General features: G+C 71.7%; 19 protein-coding genes and 1 tRNA gene. 10 read left to right on the top strand and 10 right to left on the bottom strand.

Annotated elements, in window-relative coordinates; translation table 11 throughout:
- Nucleotides 1-56: 56 nt before the first annotated feature.
- The 4 genes from ACIBEJ_RS45855 to ACIBEJ_RS45840 form a co-directional block, all read right to left on the bottom strand.
- Complete coding sequence (locus tag ACIBEJ_RS45855; RefSeq protein ID WP_397189289.1) at nucleotides 57-542, bottom strand: hypothetical protein; 486 nt, start codon at nucleotides 540-542, stop codon at nucleotides 57-59.
- A 244-nt stretch (nucleotides 543-786) separates the two neighbouring features.
- Nucleotides 787-1,293: a hypothetical protein gene (locus tag ACIBEJ_RS45850; protein WP_397189288.1), complete on the bottom strand. Its 507-nt coding sequence runs from the start codon at nucleotides 1,291-1,293 to the stop codon at nucleotides 787-789.
- Nucleotides 1,274-1,927, bottom strand: a complete 654-nt coding sequence (locus ACIBEJ_RS45845; protein ID WP_397189287.1) for a DUF433 domain-containing protein — start codon at nucleotides 1,925-1,927, stop codon at nucleotides 1,274-1,276. Before ACIBEJ_RS45845 ends, ACIBEJ_RS45850 begins: the two co-directional genes overlap by 20 nt.
- A 533-nt stretch (nucleotides 1,928-2,460) precedes the next feature.
- Nucleotides 2,461-2,537, bottom strand: a tRNA-Lys gene (locus ACIBEJ_RS45840).
- Between the two features lie 113 nt (nucleotides 2,538-2,650).
- Here ACIBEJ_RS45840 and ACIBEJ_RS45835 point away from each other — a divergent pair.
- From ACIBEJ_RS45835 to ACIBEJ_RS45820, 4 genes are all read left to right on the top strand, one after another.
- A complete protein-coding gene (locus ACIBEJ_RS45835) occupies nucleotides 2,651-3,481 on the top strand; it encodes an AAA family ATPase (protein ID WP_397189286.1) in 831 nt (276 codons plus the stop codon).
- On the top strand, nucleotides 3,481-4,815 hold the full coding sequence (locus ACIBEJ_RS45830; protein WP_397189285.1) for a VWA domain-containing protein: 1,335 nt from the start codon (nucleotides 3,481-3,483) through the stop codon (nucleotides 4,813-4,815). Before ACIBEJ_RS45835 ends, ACIBEJ_RS45830 begins: the two co-directional genes overlap by 1 nt.
- Before the next feature lie 66 nt (nucleotides 4,816-4,881).
- Entirely contained in the window at nucleotides 4,882-6,102 is a 1,221-nt protein-coding gene (locus tag ACIBEJ_RS45825) for a hypothetical protein (protein WP_397189284.1), read from the top strand.
- Nucleotides 6,103-6,284: 182 nt separating this feature from the next.
- A complete protein-coding gene (locus tag ACIBEJ_RS45820) occupies nucleotides 6,285-7,202 on the top strand; it encodes a DUF2332 domain-containing protein (protein WP_397189283.1) in 918 nt (305 codons plus the stop codon).
- On the opposite strand, the gene ACIBEJ_RS45815 is transcribed toward ACIBEJ_RS45820, so the two are convergent.
- From ACIBEJ_RS45815 to ACIBEJ_RS45805, 3 genes are read right to left on the bottom strand one after another with little or no spacing between them, the layout of a single operon-like run.
- Complete coding sequence (locus tag ACIBEJ_RS45815; RefSeq protein ID WP_397189282.1) at nucleotides 7,199-9,271, bottom strand: iron ABC transporter permease; 2,073 nt, start codon at nucleotides 9,269-9,271, stop codon at nucleotides 7,199-7,201. The two genes, ACIBEJ_RS45820 and ACIBEJ_RS45815, sit on opposite strands and share 4 nt — an antisense overlap.
- Nucleotides 9,268-10,257, bottom strand: a complete 990-nt coding sequence (locus tag ACIBEJ_RS45810; protein WP_397189281.1) for an ABC transporter substrate-binding protein — start codon at nucleotides 10,255-10,257, stop codon at nucleotides 9,268-9,270. Before ACIBEJ_RS45810 ends, ACIBEJ_RS45815 begins: the two co-directional genes overlap by 4 nt.
- Before the next feature lie 10 nt (nucleotides 10,258-10,267).
- Nucleotides 10,268-11,077: an ABC transporter ATP-binding protein gene (locus ACIBEJ_RS45805; RefSeq protein ID WP_397189280.1), complete on the bottom strand. Its 810-nt coding sequence runs from the start codon at nucleotides 11,075-11,077 to the stop codon at nucleotides 10,268-10,270.
- Nucleotides 11,078-11,190: 113 nt separating this feature from the next.
- On the opposite strand from ACIBEJ_RS45805, the gene ACIBEJ_RS45800 reads away from it, so the two are divergent.
- From ACIBEJ_RS45800 to ACIBEJ_RS45775, 6 genes are read left to right on the top strand one after another with little or no spacing between them, the layout of a single operon-like run.
- Nucleotides 11,191-11,886, top strand: coding sequence for a hypothetical protein (locus ACIBEJ_RS45800; protein WP_397189279.1), 696 nt, complete (start codon nucleotides 11,191-11,193; stop codon nucleotides 11,884-11,886).
- Nucleotides 11,886-12,248, top strand: a complete 363-nt coding sequence (locus ACIBEJ_RS45795; protein ID WP_397189369.1) for a YciI family protein — start codon at nucleotides 11,886-11,888, stop codon at nucleotides 12,246-12,248. Before ACIBEJ_RS45800 ends, ACIBEJ_RS45795 begins: the two co-directional genes overlap by 1 nt.
- Before the next feature lie 32 nt (nucleotides 12,249-12,280).
- Nucleotides 12,281-13,516: an RNA polymerase sigma factor gene (locus tag ACIBEJ_RS45790; protein ID WP_397189278.1), complete on the top strand. Its 1,236-nt coding sequence runs from the start codon at nucleotides 12,281-12,283 to the stop codon at nucleotides 13,514-13,516.
- Nucleotides 13,501-14,562 (top strand): hypothetical protein, encoded by a 1,062-nt coding sequence (locus tag ACIBEJ_RS45785; protein WP_397189277.1) that lies wholly within the window; start codon nucleotides 13,501-13,503, stop codon nucleotides 14,560-14,562. Before ACIBEJ_RS45790 ends, ACIBEJ_RS45785 begins: the two co-directional genes overlap by 16 nt.
- 45 nt (nucleotides 14,563-14,607) lie before the next feature.
- Nucleotides 14,608-15,516, top strand: a complete 909-nt coding sequence (locus tag ACIBEJ_RS45780; RefSeq protein WP_397189276.1) for a 2'-5' RNA ligase family protein — start codon at nucleotides 14,608-14,610, stop codon at nucleotides 15,514-15,516.
- A 16-nt stretch (nucleotides 15,517-15,532) separates the two neighbouring features.
- Nucleotides 15,533-15,922 carry a hypothetical protein gene (locus ACIBEJ_RS45775; protein ID WP_397189275.1) on the top strand — a complete coding sequence of 130 codons (390 nt, stop codon included), beginning with the start codon at nucleotides 15,533-15,535 and terminating at the stop codon, nucleotides 15,920-15,922.
- Here ACIBEJ_RS45775 and ACIBEJ_RS45770 read toward each other — a convergent pair.
- Genes ACIBEJ_RS45770 through ACIBEJ_RS45760 form a run of 3 tightly spaced genes read right to left on the bottom strand, consistent with a single transcriptional unit; the run spans nucleotide 15,855 to nucleotide 21,342 of the window.
- A complete protein-coding gene (locus ACIBEJ_RS45770; protein ID WP_397189274.1) occupies nucleotides 15,855-17,855 on the bottom strand; it encodes a hypothetical protein in 2,001 nt (666 codons plus the stop codon). The genes ACIBEJ_RS45775 and ACIBEJ_RS45770 overlap by 68 nt on opposite strands.
- Nucleotides 17,852-20,407: a dipeptide ABC transporter ATP-binding protein gene (locus ACIBEJ_RS45765; protein WP_397189273.1), complete on the bottom strand. Its 2,556-nt coding sequence runs from the start codon at nucleotides 20,405-20,407 to the stop codon at nucleotides 17,852-17,854. The genes ACIBEJ_RS45770 and ACIBEJ_RS45765 overlap by 4 nt, the downstream gene beginning before the upstream one ends.
- Nucleotides 20,404-21,342, bottom strand: coding sequence for an ABC transporter permease (locus tag ACIBEJ_RS45760; protein WP_397189272.1), 939 nt, complete (start codon nucleotides 21,340-21,342; stop codon nucleotides 20,404-20,406). The genes ACIBEJ_RS45765 and ACIBEJ_RS45760 overlap by 4 nt, the downstream gene beginning before the upstream one ends.
- Nucleotide 21,343 lies beyond the last annotated feature (1 nt).

The following is a 21,343-nucleotide window of genomic DNA, read 5'->3' as shown; positions in this document are numbered from 1 at the left end:
GCTTCGTTCGTGGGTTGTCTTGATCATGCCGCACGCAGACCACTCAGCCATTGGGCTCAGACCAGGAGCCGGATCGAGGGAACCTCGGCGTCCACCGCGATCTCCGTGTCGCACGCGCCGCACCGCGCACTCCGAGGGCGACGCATGTTCGTCTGGATCGATCCCTTGCCCGACGTCTCCTGGTGGGGGCAGCGCCAGCCGTAGTGCAGCCGGACCCATCGGCTCAGGGGCCTCGCCTCCCCGCCCCGCTTGGCATCCTGGAACGGCGCCCACCAGAAGTCGACCACGGTCCTGACCGTCAGCAGAGTGTCCTGGCTGGTCACGTCGAACGCCGAGATCCGTGCCGCGGTGAAGTGCTTGTAGTCCCTTCCGCTGACGCAGACGGCCCGCTCGTCCCCCAGCTCCATCCCCGTCGTCCGGCCCACCCGCTCACAGATGAAGCAGTCCAGGCTCAGCTCGATCGTGGGCTCCCAGAACACGTGATCACGATGTGCGTTCTCAAGCTCGGACAGGGTCGCTCTGATCTCGAGACTGCGCAACATGCCAGGATCGTCGCACGCCCGCGGGATGGGTGGGCCGCCAGGAACTCGCCCCACGGGCCCGCTGACTAAGAGTCACTAACGCTTGGACCAGCCAGAAGCCCATCCGGGCGGCTGAGCATGCACGCAGACGAGGCGGCTGCTCTCCTGCGAAGGCAGAGTACGAGAGTACCTGACCAATAAGGGCTCGATAATCGCGGTCCCCGAGATCGGGCTATAGCCGGTCACAAGAAGATCTTGGCGTGGCTCACAGCGAACCACAGCCATCCGAGTGCGTGGGGCTCTCGTTGCCACGGTCTGGCCAGGCTACGGAGACGTAGGCCAGAATTTCGGCGGATTCAGTGCAGGATCGATCATCCGCAGCCGGCTCGCTACCGTGGGGTCGACGCCTCGCAGCGTGATCAGGCGGGGTCCGGTGGATTCTTCCAGTAACGCCAGCGCGCTCGGCAATCCAGCGGCGACCGTCGCGATCGCGGTGCCTATCCCGACCCCCAGGGTGCTTGTGCGGGTATTCGATCCGGTGCAGACCAGAGGCGGCGATAGCGGCCACTTCCCGTGGTCGCTGCATCTGCCGGCCGTCGTTGGTGAGAACCACATGGAATCCCTCTGCCGTGGCTCGCGGATACAGGGTCTCATCGCGGGTGCCCGACCAGCCAGGAAGATCCAGCAGGTGGATGACGTCGTGGTTCAGTACGAAGCTCGTCAGGACCTGGTGCAGCGGGCGGGGGACGTTCTCATCCAGCAGCAGCCTCACGCTGCTCCCTGGGGGGCTCGTAACTGTCGACGTAGTCGGCGAAGTCGGCGGCGTCCAACGCCGCGGTGGCCGACACGCTCGGGTAGTACTCCGCGATCCGCTCTGCCGGAACACCATCTCGCAGAAGCGCCGCGATCTCGTCGTACGGCACGCGAGTCCCTTCGATCACCGGCATTCCACCGCGGACCGCCGGATCAACTGTGACGTGCTCCCGGGGACGCAGCAGATCCGGAATGTGCCGTCCATCGCGGTAGAACGGCCGCAACACCTCGACCATGTCATGGATGACGAGATTGGCCTTGCGATGGACCAGATCGGTGGCCTGACCCTGCTCGACCAAGTAGATCGTCGAACCGTCGGTCACCAACTGGTAGGCCGACAGGTGCTCACGCTGCTTCAGGTCGTCGCGAAGCGTGTCCAACGCCCGGCGAATCTTCTGCAAGGAAGCGTCGTTGCGCAGCTTCACACACGTGCGCAACGCCACCAGATCCCGAAACGAATAAAGCACCGGACGCACTGGCGAGATCTCCGGTACCAACACCGCGCCACGGCCAGAACTGGCCTTACGCCAATGCGCGAGCTGGCGAAGCGTGGCACCCGACAACGCCGCCGCCAGCTTCGGGCTGTAGGACACCCACTTCACCTCCCTCGCTAGACCCGACCCTCTTCATCATCATCGCAAACATCCCCACGATCCACTCGCCGTTACCCCTTCACGGTTGGAGCGTCTCCATGCCCGTCACCGGTCACATCCACAAGCGCTGCGGCCGGCGGAATCCACAAACCGGACGTCAGCTCGGCGCTCACCGCCCCAGCTCGCCACCAACGGCCGCGGTAACCGGTGCTTCGTCCTCCGGTCTCGACAGTGTCCGCCGGGTGCGACCCTCAAGGTCATCCAGGATCAGCTTGGCATTCCCGCCGTGCTGGCGGGCGCTACCTATGCGCAGGTCGCCCGTGACTTCGCCGAAGCCGTAGCTCGCCTCTTGCGCGAGGCTGGACGCTGACCACCTGGGAGCGATTGGTCCCGTCACCGTGGTGGCTGTGCCCCGAAGCAGTGCCAGGCCGGAGGGCCACAGGGCGTCGGGCTGCTCTTCGCTCACCCTGGCCTCGCCACGCCATCAAAGATCAGGCCCGGCTTCCACCATGGAAACCGGGCCTGATCAGAGGTGGTGCGCCGCCAGGGACTCGAACCCCGGACCCGCTGATTAAGAGTCAGCTGCTCTAACCAACTGAGCTAGCGGCGCTTGCAGAGAGGAATATACCGGTCCTCCCCACCTAGCGCGAATCGATAGCCGGACCGCGCATCTACTAGAATAAGGTTCGGCCCAGCCGGGTTCGTCGCCTCGACAGGAGCGCTATGTTCGACTCGCCCGCCGATGTGTCCGCGCGGCTCGCCGCCGCCGGGTACCTGTCCGATGACTCCATCGCCACCTCCGTGTACCTGGCCGCCGCCCTGGGGAAGCCGTTGCTGGCCGAAGGGCCGGCGGGGGTGGGGAAGACCCAGCTCGCCAAGGCTGTGGCGGAGGCCACCGGGGCGCGGTTGGTGAGGTTGCAGTGTTATGAGGGGCTCGATGAGGCTCGGGCGCTTTATGAGTGGAACTACAAGAAGCAACTGCTCAGGATCCAGGCGACCAGCACGGATGAGGACATCTTCGGCGAGGAGTTCCTGCTGGAGCGGCCCTTGCTGAAGGCGGTTCGGGCTACGGAGCCCACGGTTTTGCTGATCGACGAGACGGACAAGGCGGATGTCGAGGTCGAGGGGCTGCTGCTGGAGCTGTTGTCGGATTTTCAGGTGACGATTCCGGAGTTGGGGACGATCGTCGCGGCGCGCAGGCCGTACGTGGTGCTGACGTCCAATGCCACGCGGGAGCTGTCCGAGGCGCTCAAGCGGCGGTGTCTTTATCTGCACATCGCCTATCCGACGCCGGAGCGGGAGCGGGACATCGTGCTGAGTCAGGTTCCGACCATCCGGGCGGATCTGGCGGAGCAACTGGCGCGGACCGTGGCCACGCTCCGGGCGCTGGAGCTGAAGAAGGCTCCCTCCGTGGCGGAGACGGTGGACTGGGCTCGGACGTTGCTGGCGTTGGGGCGGGACGAACTGGATGAGGAGACCGTTTCCGCCACGCTTGGGGTGGTGCTCAAGCATCATTCCGATCAGGTGCGGGTCGCCAAGGAGCTTGGGCTCTGATGTCGCTGGTCGACAGGCATGTCGGGTTCGTGCACGCGTTGCGCGAGGCGGGGGTGCCGGTTTCGCTGGCCGAGGGGCTGGACGCGGCTCGGGCGCTGCGGGTGATCGATCTGACTCAGCGGGAGGCCCTGCGGGCCGCCTATGCCACCACGTTGATCAAGAAGCCGGGGTATCGGCAAGGGTTCGACGTGCTGTTCGATCTTTGGTTTCCGCCCGTCATCAGTGGGTTGCGGGCGGCTGCCGAGAGTGACGGCGATCCTCGTGAACGGCTGGCCGAACTGCTGACCGACTCCGGTGACGCGGAGATGGCGGAGTTCGCGCGGGCGATGGTCGAGCGGTTCGGGCGCCAGCCCGCCGGGCCGGGGCGGCAGAACTGGTTCAGCTACAGCGTCCTGCGCGCCCTGTCGCCCGAGACGCTCATGGCGCGGATCCTCCAGGAGGTCCTGGCCGGCCAGGAACGCGGCGGGCTCGCCGAGAAGACGGCCCGGCAGCGGGTGAACGCCAATATCGTGAGATTTCAGGAAGCGGTGGCGGCCGACGTCCGGCGGCGCATCGCCGAGGACTCCGGCGTCGAGCGCATCGCCCGCTCCACCGTCAAGCCGCCGCTCGACCAGATCGACTTCCTGCGCGTCACCAAGGCGGACCTGGCCCGGCTGCGCAGGGAGGTGTATCCGCTGGCCCGCAGGCTGGCGACGCGCCTGACGATCAAGCAGCGGCGTGGACGGCGCGGCCGGCTGGACTTCCGCCGCACGGTCCGGGCCTCGTTGCAGAGCGGCGGCGTGCCGTTGACGACGGTGTTCAAGCCGCCCCGGCCGCACCGCCCCGAACTGGTGGTGTTGTGCGACACCAGCGACTCGGTGGCGTCGTTCGCGCACTTCACGCTCTTGCTCACCTATGCCCTCAGGGAGCAGTTCGCCAAGGTACGCGCCTTCGGCTTCGTGGACCGGGTGGACGAGATCACCAGGTTCTTCGTCCCCGGCGCGGACGTGATCGAGGCCATGACCACGCTGGCCAACGAGGCGGACATGGTCAGGTTCGGGCGCACCAACTACGGCCACGCGTTCGAGGGCTTCATGGAGAGGTACGGCGACGCCGTAGGCCCCAAGACGTCCTTGCTGATCCTGGGCGACGCCCGCAGCAACTACCAGCCCCCGGCCCTGGAGACGTTGAAGGCGCTGACCGCTAGGGCCCGCCACGCGTACTGGCTCAACCCCGAGCCCACCGCCCAGTGGGACACCGGCGACTCGATCGCCTCTTCCTACGCGACCATCATCCCCATGCACGAATGCCGAAATGTCCAACAGCTGGCAGCATTCATCGAGACACTCGCATAAATCGCGACAAGGCTCCTGGGCTGGGTTACCTTCCGGTCAGACACCCAGTCCCGTCGAGGGGGCACCATGAGCTACACGCTGCTCAAAGGCGAGTATGTCATCCGATACCCCGATCTTCCCCGCCAGGGACCGGAGCCCGACGGCGACACGGTCAAGTTCAGGCCCGACACCCCCGCCCTGGTCGAACGCCTGCCGAGACCCTCGGGCACGCCCCCGAAGATCAACGGCCGCGGCATCTCCGCCCGCCTGGAGGCGATCGACGCCCTGGAGACCCACTTCGGCGACACCCACCAGGAGCCGCAGGGTGCCACCGCCGCCCGCGACGAACTGCTGGCCCTGCTCGGCTTCACCGGCGTCGTCTTCTTCCCCGACCTCCCGAACCAGGTACGGTCCGCCGACCAGGACACGATCAGGGGTCACATGCTGGCGAACGGCATCGACGGCAACGGCCGCCTGATCGCCTTCGCCTTCCCCGGCGACCACCCGGGCGCGGACGGCTCGGCGGTGTTCCTGGACGAGGCGGGAGTGAATCGTTCCGCCAACGCCGCCCTGCTCGGGGCCGGACTCGCCTACCCGGCCTTCTACGCCACCCTGCCCGCCGACCTGCGCGTCCACCTGGCCGCGATCGCGCGGGCCGCACGGGCCAAGGGCGCGGGCTTCTGGCCCAGGGCCACCGGCGACCCGGACGGGAGCGCCCGGATCGCCGATCTGCGCGGGCTGCAGGAGGCGGTGCTCTGGCCCAAGTTGTTCCGCCGCCTGGTGCCCTATCTGGCCCCGGGCCGTAGCACGTTGGATGGTTTCGACGCGTGGCTGCGCGAGGACCCGGTCAACCGCGACGACCAGCTCTTCCTCCTGGAAAAGGGCGAATACGGCAACATGCACGACGTCGTACGCGCTGCCGGGAACGAGATCCGGCTCACCGCCTGGCCGGAGGACTTCATCATCAGCCCGGACCCGGCTCCGCCCGGCGCGCCCGTCCACCCCCGGCCCGCGGCGATCGGCGACGTTCTCATCGTGGCCGCGCGGCCGGACCGCCGGCTGGTGACGCTGATCAACGCCACGCCGTCCTCGATCGACCTGCGCGATTGGGCGCTGCTCGACGCGGCGGGCGGCTGTCACGCCCTGTCCGGCACGCTCGACGGCGGTGCCGCGCTCCAGGTCACGCTCGATGAATCGTTTCAAAACAGCGCGCTCCTGCTCACGGACGGGGCGGGCGTGACGGTCGACCAGGTCTCGTACAAGCCCGACACGGTTCTCCCCGGCCGCTCCATCTGCTTCGGCCGCTGACAGCCCCACCCCCAAGGCCGCTGACGGCCCCACACCCAAAGGCCGATGATCCCGTACGGCCCAGCCACCCCACCCCCACCCGCCGACCCGCGCGGGCGCCGATCGTGGGGGTCGCTTCTCACGTCGGACGAACGCGCCACCGCAACGGTCGCCCTGGACCGGTCAAGTGGTACCAATGACGGATGATCGGAATGTCGGAGTCCACGACCGCCGACCGCTACCGGAGCTTCGGCCGGCTGGAGGCGCAGGGCAACTCGCCCGCCTACGCCGCCCGCTGCGAGGAGATCGCCGAGGACGCTGCCTTCCTGGCGATGCTCGACGGCCTGCCCGAGCCGAAACGGCAGCCCAACCTGCTGTTCGGCGCCGTCCGCTTCCTGGGCGGCCCGGTTGACGAACGCCTCAGGACCTGGGCCACCACCCACTGGGACGAGGTGAGCGCCGTCATGCTCGCCCGCAGCACCCAGACCAACGAGCCGAACCGCTGCGCGAGCCTGCTCCCGCTGCTGGCCCGCCTGCCGCAGCCGCTGGCACTGGTCGAGGTCGGCACGTCGGCCGGGCTCTGTCTGTTTCCTGACAAATACCGGTACGAGTACTCCGGCCACCCGCCGTTCGGCCCGCCGAGCCCGGTGGTGCTGGCCTGCCGTACCGAGGGACCGCTTCCCGAGCGGATGCCGCAGGTGGCCTGGCGGGCCGGGATCGACCTCAACCCGATCGACATCACCGACCCCGAGCAGACCCGCTGGCTGGAGGCGCTCGTCTGGCCCGAGCAGCACGAACGGCTGGCGCGGCTGCGCGCGGCGCTCGCGATGGCACGGGCGGAGCCGCGGCCCCTGATCGTCCGCGGCGACCTGAACGAGCACCTGGAAGAGCTCGTCGCGCGGGCGCCCACCGGCGCGACCACCGTCGTCTTCCACAGCGCCGTGCTCTGGTACCTCACGCCGGAGGACCGGGAGCGGTTCGCGCGGACGGTGCGCCGCCTGCCCGTCCGCTGGATCTCCAACGAGACCGAGCCGGGACGGGTGGGCGGCTGCACGCTGTCGCTGGACGGTGAGCCCGTCGCGCGGACGGGCTCACACGGCCAGTTCCTGGACTGGCTCTAGCGGGCGCGCGAGCGCCACAGCAGCCAGACGAAGTACGGCGTGCCGATCAGCGCCGTGACCAGCCCGGCGGGGACCTGGGCTGGGGCGATGACCGTGCGGCCCAGGGTGTCGGCCAGGCTGACCAGCAGCGCGCCCAGCAGGATGGCCACCGGGAGCACGCGCGCGTGCTTCGCGCCGACCAGGGCGCGCGCGGCGTGCGGGGCGACCAGGCCGACGAATCCCACCACGCCCACGGCCGAGACCGCGGTCGCGGTGAGCAGTACGGAGGCGGCCAGGGCGGCCAGCCGTACCGGCTCAAGGGGGACGCCGAGCACGCGCGGCGTGTCCTCGTTGAGCGCCAGCAGGTCCAGGTCGCGGCGTAGCCACGCGATCAGCGGGACGGACACCACCAGAGCCAGCGTGACCGGGATCAACTGGACCGGCAGCCTGCCGTAGGTCGAACCGGACAGCCAGGTCAGGGCCTTGGCCGTGTTCCAGGGGTCGGACTCGACGATGATCAGGACCGTCAGCGCCGTACACGCCGACTGCACGGCGACGCCGATGAGGACGAGCCGGTCGGAGTTCAGGCCGCCGCGCCACGACAGCAGGTACACCAGGCCGAACGCGACCAGCGCGCCCGCGCCCGCCGCCCCCGTCATCGCCCAGATGCCCGCCATCGGCACCGTCGTCAGCAGGAGGATCGCGCCCACGCCGGCGCCCGTGGTCACGCCCAGCACGCCGGGCTCGGCGAGCGGGTTGCGGCAGACCGCCTGCACGGCCGTTCCCGCGACCGCGAGCGCCGCGCCCGCCAGCACCGCGGCGAGCACGCGCGGGTAGCGCTGGTCGAGGACGTAGGTGAGGGCCCTTCCGGTACGGCCCTGCAGCCAGTTGGCCACGTCCCCGGTGAGCAGCCAGGTGTCGCCGCCCAGCATGCCGAGCACCAGGGCCCCGGCCAGGAGCGCGAGGCCGATCGCGACGATGACGAGGTAGGCGGCGCGCGAACGCCCGGCGACCGTGCGCACGGCCGGAGGCTGGCGGGTGGGGCCCGCGTCGCGGTAGCGGCGGGCCAGCCAGATCATGACCGCCGCGCCCACCAGGGTCGTGACCACGCCGGGCGGCACGTCCACCCCGGCCTGCGCGCCCAGCGCGGCCCGCAGCAGGATGTCGGCGCCGAGCACGATGAGCGCACCGGCCAGCGCGGACATCGGCAGCAGCGCCCGGTTGCGGTGCAGGCCGGGGATCGACTTGGGCAGCAGCCGTACGATCACCGGGGCGCACAGCCCGACGAAGCCGATGGGCCCGGCGATCGTCACGGCCGCCGCGGCCAGCACCACGGCCAGCAACGTCAGCACGAGGCGCAGCCTGCGTACGTTGACGCCCAGCACGGCGGCGGTGTCGTCGCCCAGGCCGAGGATGTCCAGCTTGGGACCGGCCATCATCGCGGCCAGCAGGCAGGCGAGGATCACCGGACCGAGCTGGGTGACGGCGTTCAGGTCGCTCTGGACCAGGGAGCCGCTGCCCCAGGCGTACAGGCCGGTCGTGCCCTCCTGGAAGAGGATCATGACGAGGTTGGTCAGCGAGCCGAGGGCCAGCGCGGTGGCCGATCCGGCCAGGATGAGCCGGGTCGTGCCGGTACGCCCGCCCGCCGACAGCGCCAGCACGAGCGCGGCGGCGGCCAGCCCGCCGAAGAAGGCCAGGCCGCCGGAGAGCACGAGCGGGAGCGAGAGGCCGAACGCGGCGGCCGTCGCGACGGTCAGGTAGGCGCCGTTGCTGACGGCCAGCGTGTCGGGGGAGGCCATCGGGTTGCGGGCGATCGCCTGCAGCAGCGAGCCCGCGGCCCCGAGCGCCACGCCCACCGCCACCCCGGCCAGCAGCCGGGGCAGCCGCGAGGCCAGCAGCACCCGCACCGCCTCGTCGCTGCCGCCGAAGACGCCGGACAGCACGTCCAGGGCGCCCACCGAGGAGGTGCCCTGGGTGATGTGCACCGCGGCGACCAGCACCAGCGCGGCCAGCGCCAGCAGGAAGACCCCCGCGGTCCCGGCCCGCCGCAACGGCGTGACCGGGACCTCTACGGACGTGATCGTGCTCAAGCGGTGAGGGCCTTGACGAGCGCCTCCGCGTACTGCTTGCACGAAGCGGGGCCGCCGAAGGTCCAGATGCCGTCGGGCAGCTTGGTGACGTTCTGGCTCTTCACGAACGGCAGCGACTTCCAGATGGCGTTCGTGGCCAGGCCGTCGGCGAAGACGTCGACGCCGTCGGAGGCGCTGTAGAAGAAGCGGGTCTCGGCGTCCTTGAGCGCGGTCAGGCCCTCGACGTCGGTGTTGCCGAGGCCCCAGACCTTGTCGACCTTGCCGTTCCAGGCGTTCTTCAGGCCGAGCCCCTCGGCCACGTCGGAGACCAGCGCGCCCTTGCCGAACAGGCGGACGGAGATCGTGCTGCCCTCCTTCCAGCCGTCGGCCATGGCGAACGGCTTGCCGGCGACACCGGCGGCGGCCAGCTTCTGCTTGCCGTCGGCCAGCACGGCGTCGAAGTCGGCCAGCGCCTTCTCCGCCTCGGCCGTCTTGCCGACCGCGGTGGCGAGCAGGGTGAACTCCTCGCGCAGCCGCTTGAAGTTGCCGCCCGCGTCGCTGCCCTTGAACACCAGCACCGGCGCGATCTTCTCCACCTGCGCCACCAGGCCCTCGTCGTCGGTCTCCATGACGACCAGGTCGGGCTGGAGGGCGGCGATGGAGTCGACGCTCGGCTCGGTACGCATGCCGACGTCCTTGACCGACGCGTCGAGCTTGGCGGCGGTCACCCAGGTGGCGTAGCCCTTGATGTCGGCGGCGCCGACCGGCATCACGCCGAGGCTGGCCAGCATCTCGGTCTCGCCCCATTCGAGGCTGACGACCCTGCTGGCCGGGCGGTCGAGGGTGACCTGCTTGCCCCGCCCGTCGGTCACGGTGATCGGGGCGGCGGCGGGAGCCGTACCGCCGGGAGAGGAGGACGCGGCGGGGGCGGGGGCTTCGGTGGTGCCGCAGGCGCTGAGAGCGGCGATCGCGGCCAGGGCCGCGAGGGCCGTGCGCAGGGGGAGCATGTCTTTCCTGTCAGGTCGCGACGGGCAGGTGCCGGCCGATCGGCCGGGTGCGCACCGTGCCCGTCTGGGGGTCGTGCGTGACGTCGATGCGGATGCCGTAGGCGTCGGTGAGGAGCTCTTCGGTGAGCACCTCCAGGGGCGGGCCGTCGGCCCGGACCCGGCCGCCGTGCAGCAGCACGACGCGGTCGGCGATCTCGGCCGCCTGGTTGAGGTCGTGGAGCACGATGCCGATGGCGACCTCGTGCTCGTCGGCCAGGTCGCGGACGAGCTCCAGCAGCTCGACCTGGTAACGCAGGTCGAGGAACGTGGTGGGCTCGTCCAGCAGCAGGACGGCGGTGTCCTGCGCCAGGCAGGTGGCCAGCCACACGCGCTGGAGCTCGCCGCCGGACAGCTCGTCCACCGGACGGCCGGCCATCGCGGTGACGCCGGTCAGCGCCATCGCGCGGGCGACGGCGGCGGCGCCGTCGGGGTCGCCGGCCTTCCAGCGGCCCCTGTACGGGTGGCGGCCGTAGCCGACCACGTCGCTGACCTGCACCCCGCTCGGGGTGGGGCGGCTCTGCGCGAGCAGCGTGACCCGGCGGGCGAAGTCGCGGGGCGACAGGTCCAGTGCGGACCCGCCGTCGCCGAACGTCACCGTTCCCGCCTCGGGGCGGTGCAGCCTGGCCAGCGCGCGCAGCAGCGTGGACTTTCCGCTGCCGTTGGGGCCGACCAGGGCGGTCACCTGGCCCGGCCGGAGGTCGATACGGCCCTCTTCGACCACGCACGTCCCGTGGTAGCTGAGGCGGAGATCGGCTCCGGCCAGCGAGATCTTCCCAGTCACGGGCATAAGGTTAGGCTACCCTTGCCTAAAGTCAATCCTTTGAGCGCGGCTGTCGATTTCCGCCCGCCTCGTTTGTCGGACGGGTAAAGACCGGACGACGAAGGAGACGGATCATGTCCCGAGCGATAGAGGTGCGCTGGCAGGGCGAGCTGGACGGGTCACCGGAACAGGTCTGGGACGCCATCACCGTCCACGCGGACGGGTGGCTGTGGAAGATCGACTACGAGCCCCGCGTGGGCGGCAGTGAGACAGGGCTCACATCGGCCGGCGGCACCGTGACCGTCTGGGAGCCGCACACCCACTTCACCACCCGCGCGCCCGACCTGGACGGCTTCAACCAGCTCGACTACGTCCTGGAGCCGCGCGACGGCAGGACCTTCCTGACCTACGTCCACAACGGCGTGCTGCCCGACGAGGACTTCGCCGCCCAGGACGACGCCTGCCGGCAGCACACCGCGTTCTACAACCACTCGCTCGGCCAGTACGTGCGCCACTTCGCCGGGCGCCAGGCCGAGTACGTCACCGCGGAGGCCGAGGTGGGCTTCGCCGCCGTCCGCGCCGCTCTCGGCCTGCCGGACGAGGTCGCGCCCGGCGACAGGGTACGGCTGACGCCCGCCGGACTGACCCCGATCGACGGCGTCGTCGACTACGCCACGCCCGCCTTCCTCGGTGTCACGAGCGCGGACGCCCTGTACCGTTTCTACGGCCGCGACGTGTGGGGCTGGCCGGTCGGCGTGGCCCACCACCTGTTCGCGGGCGGCGACTCCAGCGCGGACTGGAGCGCCTGGCTGGCCAAGGAGGTGGCGTGATGCCCCAGTACGCGGTGCTCATCTTCGAGGCGGTGCCGCCCGAGAACCTCCCGCCCGAGGTCATGCAGGCCCACATGGACCTGCCCAGGAAGATCGCGGACAAGGGCGGCAGGACCGTCGCGGGGCTCGCGCTGGACCAGCCGGGCACCGCCACCGTGATCCGCGGCGGCATGGTGACCGACGGGCCGTTCATCGAGACCAAGGAGGCGCTCGGCGGCGTCTTCATCATCGAGGCGCGCGACCTCGACCACGCGCTGACGCTGGCCGCGATGACGCCGATCGTCGAGGGCTGCGTGGAGGTCAGGCCGCTGCTCGGCTTCGAGGTCGTGGACGAGAACTGGCCCGGCATGGAGCCGAGCTGAGCGGGCCGTCCCCCCATTCCGTTGAGCGGGCCGTGGAGGAGGCGCACCGCCGCGAGTGGGCCTACGTGCTCGCCGCCACGGTACGCGTCACCCGTGACCTCGACGCCGCCGAGGAGGCGGTGCAGGACGCCTACGTCCAGGCGCTGCGTACCTGGGCGAAGGACGGCGTGCCGGAACGGCCGGGCGCGTGGCTGACCACGGTCGCCCGGCGCGGCGCGCTCAACGTCATGCGGCGCGAACGCACCCTCGCCGCCAAGCTGCCGCTGCTGGTCGGGGTCGAGGAGGAGACGCCGGAGACGGGCGCGGTGCCCGACGACCGGCTCCGGCTGATCTTCACCTGCTGCCATCCTGCGCTGGCCCCCGAGGCGCGGGTCGCGCTCACGCTGCGGCTGGTGTGCGGGGTGGCGACGCCGGACATCGCCGGGGCCTTCCTGGTCTCCGAACCGACCATGGCGGCCCGGATCACCAGGGCCAAGAAGAAGATCGCGGCGGCGCGCATCCCGTACGCGGTGCCGTACGCGGAGGACCTGCCCGCGCGGGTGGACGCGGTGCTGACCGTGATCCACCTGCTCTACTCCACGGGACACACCGCGCACTCCGGGCGCGACCTGGTGCGCGACGAGCTCACCGGCCGCGCGCTCGACCTGGCGCGCATGCTGGTACGGCTGCTGCCCGCCGACCGGGAGGCCGCCGGCCTGCTGGCGCTCCTGCTGGTGCACCAGGCGCGGCGGGCCACCCGTACCGACGCGGCGGGGCGGTTGCTGCGGCTGGAGGAGCAGGACCGCGCGCTGTGGGACCGCGAGCTGATCGCCGAGGCCGACCGGCTCATCGTCGGCGCGCTCACCGCGGGGCCGCCCGGCCGCTTCACGCTGCAGGCCGCGATCGCCGCGCTCCACGCGCAGGCGCCCGCCTACGACGCGACCGACTGGCCGCAGATCCTCGTCCTGTACGGCGAGCTGCTGCGGATCTGGCCCTCACCCGTGGTCGCGCTCAACCGGGCCGTGGCCCTGGCCATGGTCGAGGGCCCGGCCGCCGCGCTGGAGGCGATCGAGGAACTGGAGCGCGAGGGACGGCTGGCCGGGTACCGCTACCTGCCCGCCGCCAAGGCCGAGCTCCTGCACCGGCTGGGCCGTGACACCGAGGCGGTCGCGGCGTACCGGGCGGCGCTGGAGCTGAGCGACAACGTGGCCGAGCAGGAGTTTCTCCAGGAGCGCGCCAGAACTGTCGGTGCCATGTGGCACGGTGTCGAACTGTGGCCCAACCACTGAAAGAGCTCGTCAACGCCGCCTCCGTCGGGGTGCTCGCCGACGCCCTCGCCGCCGGGCTGCCCGCCTTCGCCCGCGAGCGCTTCGTCCACGAGGCCGTCACCGGGCTCGGGCCGCTGGAGCTCAAGGACCGGGTGCGGCACGTCGCGACCACGCTCGACCAGGTCGCGGGCCCGCCGTTCCCCGACGTGGCCGCCGCCCTGCGCGCCGCCGCGCCCACGTTCGACATGTGGAGCGGCTGGCCCGCCACCGACTACGTCGCCCTGGCCGGGCTCGGCCACCTCGACGTCGCCATGGACACGCTGGCCGCGATCACGCCGCACGCCACGGCCGAGTTCGCCGTGCGGCCCTTCCTGGAGCGTCACGGGCGGACCGCCCTGGAGATCATGTACGGCTGGGCCGGCTCGGCCGACGAGCACCTGCGCCGCCTGGCCTCCGAGGGCACCCGGCCGAGGCTGCCCTGGGCCACGCGGGTGAGCTGGCTGATGGAGCCGGGGCCGACGCTGCCCATCCTCGACCGGCTGCGCGACGACCCGAGCGAGTATGTCCGCAGGTCGGTGGCCAACCATGTCAACGACTTCACCAAGGGGCATCCGGAGGCGGCGATCGCGTTGCTGGCCGGGTGGCGGGCCTCGGGCGGGTCGCATGTGGAGAAGGTGGTGCGGCATGCCGTACGGGGGTTGCTGCGCGACGGGCACCCCGAGGCGCTGGGGCTGGTCGGGGCACGGGCGGGCGGGGGCGCGGTGGAGTCGCTGACGCTGGCGGCGCCTCGGGTGGCGGTGGGGGAGAAGCTGCCGTTCACCGTGGTGGTCACGGCCTCCGAGCCCGGGCCGGTGGTGTTGCGCTACGCGGTGTGCAGGCAGGGGTCGCGGCGCGTCTTCCACCTGGGCGAACGGGTGGCCGGGGCGGCGGGGGAGTCGTTCTCGGTGACCAGGTCCCACTCGTTCCGGCCGGTGACGACCCGCGTGGAGCCACCGGGGCCGCGCACGCTGGAGGTCATGGTCAACGGCGTGATCAGAGCCACCGCCACCTTCCAGCTCACCCCCTGACGGTCCCCGTGCAGGGGTGGACCAGTGGATGGGATACTTCGCGGCATGTTCAGCCGAGGTGAGACCGCGCTCACGGTTACCGTGCCCGCAGCCGAGCGGGTCGTGGGGCCCTGGCGGGAGCGTTACGATCCGTCGACCGCCTACGGGGTGCCCGCTCATGTGACCGTGCTCTACCCGTTCCTCGACGCCGAAGAGGTGGACGAGGGGGCGCTGCGCGAGCTGTTCGGCGCGTGTGAGCGGTTTGACCTGGTGTTCGAGCGGGCGGCGCGTTTTCCCGGGTTGGTCTACCTCGTGCCCGAGCCGGCGGAGCCGGTCAGGAGGCTGACCGAGGCCGTGGTGGCCAGGTGGCCAGAGGCGCAGCCGTACCGGGGGAAACATGGGGAGATCACGCCGCATCTGACGGTTGGGCAGGGGCTTGATGAGGCAGGAGCGGTGGCGATTGAGCGGGGGCTTGACGGGCTGCCGGTGCGGATGCGGGTCAGTGGCGTGACGCTGGAGGTCTTCGACGGTGAGCGGTGGCGGCGGCGGGCGTGCTTCCCGTTCGGGGAGGTGGGGGAGGCGGAGTTCGGGTTTCCAGGGCCGTTGCGGGACAAACTGGTCGCGGCGATCCTGGCCGGGGCCAAGACCGCGACCAGTTCGCTGCTGCTCGACCACGAGCACGCGGGCGAGCCGCTGCCCGTGGCCGGATCCTGGGACGCGCTGATCGACTCGGCCGGGCGGCGCGTGGCGCTGCTGGAGACGACCGAGGTCAGGGTGGTGCCGATCCGGGAGATCGACGATGCCTTCGCCCGTGACGAGGGGGAGGGGTACTCGGGGGTGGGTGAGTGGCGGGCCGGTCACGAGCGGTTCTGGCTCGGGCCCGAGCACGTGGCCTACCTGGGCGGCCGCGCACCGGTGATCGACGACGACACGCTCGTGGTGACCGAGCGCTTCCGCCTGCTGCAGACCCTGTGAACGACCTGGAGAGCCTGTGAACGACGGAGACTACGGTCTGCCCGGCTCGCTGCGGTGCGTACTGGAGGAGATCGCGGGCGAGCGGCGGGCGCAGGACGCGCGCTGGGGCATTCAGGACGTCCCCGACGGAACCTCCCCGGTCCGCGCGCCCGCCGCCGACGAGGCCAAGCGCGAGACCTCGGCCGCCTTCGACGACGGGACGCTGACCTGGCGGCACATCCTGGCCGAGGAGGTGCTGGAGGCGTTCGCCGAGTCCGACACCGAGGCGCTGCGTACCGAGCTGATCCAGGTCGCGGCCGTCGCGGTCAAGTGGGTCCAGGCGATCGACCGCCGCGCGGTCACGGCGGGAACGTCCCCAGACCCTCGTGCGACACCCGCCACCCCTCCGGGAACCGGTCGGCCATGAGCGCCACGGCCGCCAGCAGCCCGCCGTTGGCCGGAAGGTAGACCGACAGCCCGCCGGGGAACTGCGGCACGTGCCCGGTGGTCAGGTACCGGTTCTTGCGCGTGTCCATGAGCAGCGCGTCCACCGCCTCCGCCGTACGCCCGAGCCGGGTGGCGCACATGGCCAGCACCGGATAGTCCCAGCCCCACGTGCTGTCCAGGTCCCAGGTACGCAGCACGTGGTCGAACGTGGCCGACATGACGCCGGGGTCGATCAGCGGGGTGGGCGGCAGGAAGCCGAGGGCCATGAGCATCGACGGATGGTCGTCGGGCAGCGTCCAGGGCTCGGTGGCGACCGCCGCGTACACGCCGTCGCGCACCGGTGGCCTCGCCAGCCCGCGCAGCACCGCGTCCCAGCCGGGCTCGCGGCCCAGGCCGAGCCGCTCGCGCCACTCCTGCGCCACCCGCAGGCCCCAGTGCCAGTAGGCCAGCTCGAAGGTGGGGTCGGCGGTGCGGGCCCGGTCGGGGAAGTACGTCTCCTGCGCGGGGACCAGCGGCGGTCCGAGGTGGTGGACGCCGTTCTCGTCCGGCTCGGCATAGGAGGCCATGAAGTCGGCCGTGGCGAAGACCAGGTCGGCGTAGCGTTCCAGCGCGCCCGGGACGCCGTTGTGCCGGAGCAGCTCGGCGAAGTGGATCGGGTGCGGCTGCTGCCAGATGATGAAGGCGCCGATCGGGCTGGGCGACTCGCGGCCGTCGGGGCCGGTCTGCTTGGGCCAGCGCGCGCCGCCGTACCCCTGCTCTCCGGCGGTACGGCGGGCCGCGCCCAGGATCTCCCGATACCAGCCGAGAGAACGTTCGAGCAGCTCAGGGCGGCCCCACAGGACGAAGTGGGCGGCATGCCACCAGTGCATCTCCAGGTGGAACTTGCCGCCCCAGGAGTTGTGCACCAGCCCGGACTCCTGCGGCGGCGCCGAGCCCGAGCAGTGCACGGCGGTCAGGTACTGCGACAGCACCACGCGCCGCTCCAGCTCGTCCGCCCTGGGGTCGGTGCTGCCCTCGAAGCTGACCGCCGCCCCGGACGTCCAGAAGGCCCGCCAATGCTCCGCCGCCGCCCGGGCCACCGCTGAGAAGCCGGGCGGCTCGAAGGCTTGCGGTGCGGGTGAGAAAGCGGCGCTCAGCGTCAGTTCCTCCGTGTCCGTGCCCCACACCGGGCCGGGTCCCCACCGGCCGTCGGTCCGTACCCGCACGTGGTAGCGCGCGGAGCCGACCTCGCGGGTGATCCCCTCCGGCGCGTACGTGGTGCTGTGCGCGAGCCGTTCGCCGGGAGAGAGCGGATCGCGCTGGCCGGGAAAGGTGATCGCGATCCCCAGCGCGCCCTCCGCCAGCAGCGGCGAGCGCACGCGGGTGGCGACCACGTCCAGCCGGGGATGGACGGCGGTGCACACCTCGACCGGCCGCCCGCCGAGCAGGAAGGCCGAGCGCACGCTGCCCGTCCACAGGTCGAGCTCCACCCGAGGCTCGGTCAGCTCCAGCGACGGATCGAACCGCAGCCCGATCCGCCCGAGATCGAGCCGCCGCGGGTTGGCGTAGAGCCAGCCTCCGGCATCCGCGGAGGCCACGCCGTCCGCGCCGATGCGCATCCTGTCGGGGTAGCGCACCGTGCGGGTGCGGGTGGAATAGCCGGTCATGGCCTCCTCCATCCGGTACGGCACGCCGGGATCGGTGGAGTACCACCCCCAGCTCGACTGGATCCGCAACGGCACCGGGAAGTCGTCGCGATCGAAGGCCCGAGGCCGCGCACGCGGCGGCAACTCGTGCGCCTCCGGGAACGTCTGCAGCCCGGTCACGTCCACGTTGACCGCGAAGTCGCCGTTGCCCAGGCTGAGCGTGCACGACGGATGCCAGGACGTCAGCACCACCGAGTGCCGCCGCACCAGCCGCTCCCTGTCGATCACGCCCCCTCCTCACGGACCGGAGCCTCACGGACCGGAGCCTCGCGGGCAGGGGCTTCGCGGGTCATGGCGAGGCGGGCCGCGCGCCTGGCCGCCTGCTGGTCGGGATCGGGCACGGGCGCCGACAGCAGCAGCCGCCGCGTGTACGGGTCGCGCGGCTCGGTGGTCACCTGCTCGGCGTCGCCGGTCTCGACCAGCACGCCGCCCGACATCACCGCGACCCGGTCGCTGACGTTGCGCACCACCGCCAGGTCATGCGAGATGAACAGATACCCGACCCCGGTGTCCCGCTGGATCTCGGTGAGCAGCCCGAGTACCTGCGCCTGGGTCGAGACGTCGAGCGCGGACACGGGCTCGTCGCAGATGATCAGCCGCGGGCCGAGGGCGAGCGCGCGGGCGATGGCCACCCGCTGCCGCTGCCCGCCGGACAGCTCGCGGGCGCGCCGGGCGCCGGTACCGGCCGGCAGTTCGACGCGGTCGAGCAGCCAGGCGATGCGGCGGTCCGCCTCGGCCCGGTCGGCCGCGCCGTGCGCGAGCAGCGGCTCGACGAGGATGTCGTGGATGCTCATGGCCGGGTTCAGCGAGCTGAACGGGTCCTGGAAGACCGCCTGGATCTGGCGGGCTCGGGCCTGGCGGCCGGGCAGGGGACGCCCGCTGTACCGGATGGTGCCGCCGACGACCGGCGCGAGGCCCAGCACCGCGCGGCCGAGCGTCGTCTTGCCCGAGCCGGACTCGCCGACCAGCCCGAGCGTCTCGCCCTCGCCGACGGTCAGGCTGACCTCCCTGAGCACCCGCACCGGCGGGCGCCGCAGGCCACGCTGCGGGTAGTCCACCCGCAGCCGGTCGATCTCCAGCAGCGGCGGCCCGACCGGCGCGCGGCGTTCGCGCCGCGCGGCGTTGTGCGGGTTGGCGGCCAGCAGATCCTTCGTGTACGGCTGCGCCGGCTGGGCGAACAGCGCCCGCGTGGGCGCGCTCTCCACGAGGCGCCCGTCGCGCATGACCGTCACCCGGTCGCACATGTCGGCCACCACGCCCAGGTCGTGGGTCACCAGCAGCACCGCCATGTCGCGTTCGGCGCGCAGCGAGCGCAGCAGGTCGAGCACCTCGGCCTGCACGGTGACGTCCAGCGCCGTGGTCGGCTCGTCGGCCACCAGCAACTCGGGGTCGCAGGAGATCGCCCCGGCGATGAGCACGCGCTGCGCGGTGCCGCCGGAGATCTCGTGCGGGTAGGCGCGGAAGACACGCTCGGGCTCGGTGATCCCCACCCGGGCCAGCAGGTCCAGCGCCCGGCGGCGGGCGGCCCGCCTGGACAGGCCGCGGTGCACGCGAAGGGGTTCGACGAGCTGGCTGCCGACGCGGAAGCTCGGGTCGAGGTTGGACATCGGCTCCTGGGAGACGTAGCCGATGCGGGGGCCGCGGACGCGGTTCAGCTCGCGTTCGGTCAGCGCGGTCAGTTCGGCGCCGGCGAAGCGGACGGACCCGGCGGCGACCCTGCCGCTCGGCGGCAGCAGGCCCAGGGCGGCCAGGACGGTCTGGGTCTTGCCCGAGCCGGACTCGCCGACCAGGCCGACGACCTCGCCGGGCCGTACCTGGAGGTCGACGCCGTCGACCACGGTGACCTCGCCGCCGGCCGTACGGTGCGTGACCGTGAGGCCGGAGACGGCGAGCAGGGCGCCGTCGGCGGGGAGCGTGCTGGGGGAGGCGGCGGGCCTGCGGGTAGAGGGGTCGCGGCCCGCCGCCTGGATCGGGGTGTCCTCAAGGGCGTCGCGTACGGCGTTGCCGAGGACCGTCACCGCGAGCACCGTCGCGGCGATGGCGAGCCCGGGCCAGATCGACAGCCACGGGGCGCGGAAGACGTTGGCGGCGGCGTCGTTGAGCATCGCGCCCCAGCTCGCCGCGCCGGGCTCGCCGAGGCCGAGGAAGTCGATGCCGGCCTGGATGAGCAGGGCCGCGCCGAACAGCAGCGGCGCCTGCACGATGATCGCCGAGCGGACCACGGGCAGCACGTGCCTGCGCACGATGCGCAGGTCGGACAGTCCGGACACGCGGGCGGCGTCGATGTAGAACTCGCCGCGCACCCGCATGGTCGCGGCGCGGACGAGCCGGTAGATGGACGGGGAGGCCAGGAAGCCGACGAAGGCCATGGTTCCGGTCAGACTCGGGCCCATCACCGCGACGAAGGCCAGCACCACGATGAACGCCGGAAGCGCCATGAGCAGGTTGAACAACCAGCTCGCCACCGCATCCGTCCATCGCGCGAAATATCCGGCCAGCGTGCCGGCCGTGACGCCCATCAGCAGCGCCACCCCGGTCGCCAGCAGCGCGCCGGAGACGGTGGCACGGGCGCCGTGCAGCAGCCGGCTGAGCACGTCGCGGCCCGAGCCGTCGCCGCCGAGCGGATGCCCGGGGCCGGGACCGGCCAGCGCGGCCCGCAGGTCCACCTCGTCGGGACCGTAGGGGGCCAGCCACGCACCCGCCACCGCCGCGACGACGACCAGCAGCAGCACGAAGGCGGCCGCGAGGGCGGCGGGCCGGCGCGGAAGGATTTTGGTCATGGGGTGCGCACCTTCGGGTCGAGCCAGCTCACCAACAGGTCGACGACGAGGTTGACGGTGAGCACGATGAGCACGCCGACCACCACCACGCCCAGCACCACCGGGATGTCGGAGCGGCTGGAGGCGGCGGCGGCCAGGCTGCCGAGCCCGTTGATCGCGAAGATCTGCTCGACGATGATGGCCCCGCCGAGCAGGCCGATGAACTGCAGGCTGACCACGGTCAGCGCGGTCGGCGCGGCGTTGCGCAGCACGTGGCGCAGCAGCAGCCGGCGCCGTGGCAGTCCCCGGCCGCGCAGCGTGCGCACGTAGTCCTGGCTCAGCACCGCGGCCACCGCGTTGCGGGTCTGCGCGGCCACGGCCGCCACCGAACCGGCGGCGATCGCCACGACCGGCAGCAGCAGCGAACGCGCCCAGTCGGCCGGGCTCTCCGCGAACGCCACGTACCCGGTCGCCGGCAGCCACCGCAACTGCACCGCGAAGACGATCACCAGCAGCAGCGCCACCCACATCCCCGGCACCGCGAAGCCGAGCGCCGCCGCGACCTGCAGCGCCCGGTCCAGCCAGCCGCGCCGCAGCGCCGCCGCCATGCCGAACGCGATGCCGGTCACCGCCGAGACCAGCGTCGCGATGACCGCCAGCGAGACCGTGACGGGCAGCCGGGCGGTGATCGTCTCGACCACCGGCAGCCCGGTGAACCACGACACCCCCAGATCCCCCTGTACGGCCCCGCCCAGCCAGTCCAGGTACCGCACGCTGACCGGCCGGTCGAGCCCGAGTTCGACCCGCTTGGCGGCGATCTGTTCCGGCGTGGCCGTAAGGCCGAGCAGGTTGTGCGTGGGGTCGGGCACCAGCGTCGTGAGCAGCGAGGTGATCGCGGTGATGACGACGAGCAGCACGCCCGCCGCGATCAGCCGCCGCGACAGCAGCCTGAACATC

This window comes from Nonomuraea sp. NPDC050790 (assembly GCF_044456745.1).
Taxonomy (GTDB): Bacteria; Actinomycetota; Actinomycetes; order Streptosporangiales; family Streptosporangiaceae; genus Nonomuraea.
The sequence above is the reverse complement of the archived record's forward strand: the minus strand, read 5'-3'. Positions and strand labels throughout refer to the sequence as shown.

What these genes read in the sequence shown, in the direction of transcription:
- ACIBEJ_RS45855 (WP_397189289.1), bottom strand. Translation starts at nt 542, where the DNA reads ATGTTGCGCAGTCTCGAGATCAGAGCGACCCTGTCCGAGCTTGAGAAC.
- ACIBEJ_RS45835 (WP_397189286.1), top strand. Translation starts at nt 2,651, where the DNA reads ATGTTCGACTCGCCCGCCGATGTGTCCGCGCGGCTCGCCGCCGCCGGG.
- ACIBEJ_RS45830 (WP_397189285.1), top strand. Translation starts at nt 3,481, where the DNA reads ATGTCGCTGGTCGACAGGCATGTCGGGTTCGTGCACGCGTTGCGCGAG.
- ACIBEJ_RS45825 (WP_397189284.1), top strand. Translation starts at nt 4,882, where the DNA reads ATGAGCTACACGCTGCTCAAAGGCGAGTATGTCATCCGATACCCCGAT.
- ACIBEJ_RS45820 (WP_397189283.1), top strand. Translation starts at nt 6,285, where the DNA reads ATGATCGGAATGTCGGAGTCCACGACCGCCGACCGCTACCGGAGCTTC.
- ACIBEJ_RS45810 (WP_397189281.1), bottom strand. Translation starts at nt 10,257, where the DNA reads ATGCTCCCCCTGCGCACGGCCCTCGCGGCCCTGGCCGCGATCGCCGCT.
- ACIBEJ_RS45800 (WP_397189279.1), top strand. Translation starts at nt 11,191, where the DNA reads ATGTCCCGAGCGATAGAGGTGCGCTGGCAGGGCGAGCTGGACGGGTCA.
- ACIBEJ_RS45795 (WP_397189369.1), top strand. Translation starts at nt 11,886, where the DNA reads ATGCCCCAGTACGCGGTGCTCATCTTCGAGGCGGTGCCGCCCGAGAAC.
- ACIBEJ_RS45780 (WP_397189276.1), top strand. Translation starts at nt 14,608, where the DNA reads ATGTTCAGCCGAGGTGAGACCGCGCTCACGGTTACCGTGCCCGCAGCC.
- ACIBEJ_RS45765 (WP_397189273.1), bottom strand. Translation starts at nt 20,407, where the DNA reads ATGACCAAAATCCTTCCGCGCCGGCCCGCCGCCCTCGCGGCCGCCTTC.
- ACIBEJ_RS45760 (WP_397189272.1), bottom strand. Translation starts at nt 21,342, where the DNA reads ATGTTCAGGCTGCTGTCGCGGCGGCTGATCGCGGCGGGCGTGCTGCTC.